This is a genomic window from Streptococcus sp. GMD1S, assembly GCF_000296875.1.
In the GTDB taxonomy this organism is placed as follows: domain Bacteria; phylum Bacillota; class Bacilli; order Lactobacillales; family Streptococcaceae; genus Streptococcus.
Window position 1 is genome coordinate 1 of record NZ_AJQY01000122.1, and the last position, 1,624, is coordinate 1,624.

Consider the following 1,624-nt stretch of genomic DNA (forward strand, 5'->3'; position numbering starts at 1 on the left):
CATGTGTTGCGAGCGTAGCTGCCTTCTCCTGTTAAATAATAGTATGACCCATAGTTATTGTCATAAATCCATTCATTTTTAGCTCTCTTCCCATTTGATTTGAGATAGTAATTACCTACCCATGCGTTTCGAGCGTAGCTACCTTCTGCGGTTAGATAATAATAGGATCCATAGTTTTTATCATAAATCCATTCACTCTTAGCCATTTTACCATCTGATTTAAGATAGTAATTGCCTACCCAAGCATTTTGGACATAGTTTCCCGAAGCATTTAGATAGAAATAAGAATTAGCTTTTTTATCAAAAATCCACTTATTAGTAACTTTAGTACCATTTTCATAGTACGATGAGCCTACCCAACCAGACTGAGCTGTAGATTTGGACTTATCCTCTTTAGGACTTGTATTTTTAGGTTTCTCAGCAGGTTTTTGAGCTGGTGTTTTCGGTTTCTCAGCTGGTTTCGGCGCTGGCTTTGGCGCTGGTTTTGGTTCTGGTTTCGGTGCTGGTGTTTTTGGTTTCTCAGCAGGATTTTGCGCTGGTGTTTTTGATTTTTCAGCTTGATTTGGCGCCGAAGTTGTATTCTCTTTTACAACCTTACCATTTTTAGACACATCCTTTTCTTGAGCAGAAACATGCTGAGCCGAGAAAGGAAAGTCTCCAGTTGTATCCGCAAATGAAATAAGTCCCAGTGTTGCAGCGGCTAAGCTGGTTACTAAAATTTTTTTTGATTTTTTCATAAAAATCTCCATTGTTTTTAATGATTTATACCTATAGTATACCATATATTTAATTTTGCTTTCAAATCAAATATTAAATATTAACAAATAAATCTAAAAATTAATTAAAAAATTTATAATTATATCACTTCCAACTCATACAAACCTCTGACTGCGTTACAGCCATAGATAGCTTCTGCTTGGTTCAGGTCTTCCAAAGTCGTAATTTTCTCTTTTACCTGTCCTGTTTCCAGCAAATGCTGACGATAAATTCCTGGTAAAATTCCAAGTCTGATAGGCGGTGTGTAGAGTTTACCATTAATTTTTAAGACCAGATTTCCAATAGAGGTCTCAAGCAGTTCTCCTGCTGCATTATGGTAAATGATTTCCTGTTCCCCTAGACTTAAGTGTGGTCTATGAGTTGTTTTAAAGTAAGTAAATGATTGATTCAAATCTGTTTCTTGCAGACAAAGTTTGGCTTTGCAGAAACTTGGACTGAGGGGTGCTAAGATTTGGCGACTGAGTTCCATCTCTCCAGACTTGCTGAGGGTAATTCGTAAGCGGTAGTCTTGATTAACATCACAAGCTCGACACTCTTCCTCTATCTTTTGTCTCAGTTCTTCTGGATCAAAAGGATAGGCAAAATAACGACTCGCCTTTGTCAGTCTTTCCAGATGTTGATCTTCAAAAAGCAGTTGTTTTTGGCTGATTTTCCCAGTTGTAATCAATTGGAAACGTGCTTGTTTACGGTAGAGTACAGCTGCCTTTTGATGAACCTCTCGGTATTCAGATTCCCAAGTACTATCCCAAGTAATCCCTCCGCCAACTCCATAGATAGCTTGGCCCATATAGAGTTGAATAGTCCGAATGGCGACATTGAAAATCCGTCGTCCATTTGGAAGCAAGAG

The 1,624-nt window shown here is 38.1% G+C and carries 1 protein-coding gene and 1 pseudogene; both read right to left on the bottom strand.

Going from position 1 to position 1,624, the window contains the following annotated elements; translation table 11 throughout:
- Window positions 1-737 (bottom strand): annotated as a pseudogene (locus GMD1S_RS07550) (endo-beta-N-acetylglucosaminidase); the annotation flags it as partial.
- Window positions 738-856: 119 nt separating this feature from the next.
- On the bottom strand, window positions 857-1,624 hold a 768-nt coding region (locus tag GMD1S_RS07555; protein WP_000674537.1), incomplete at its 5' end, for an aminotransferase class IV.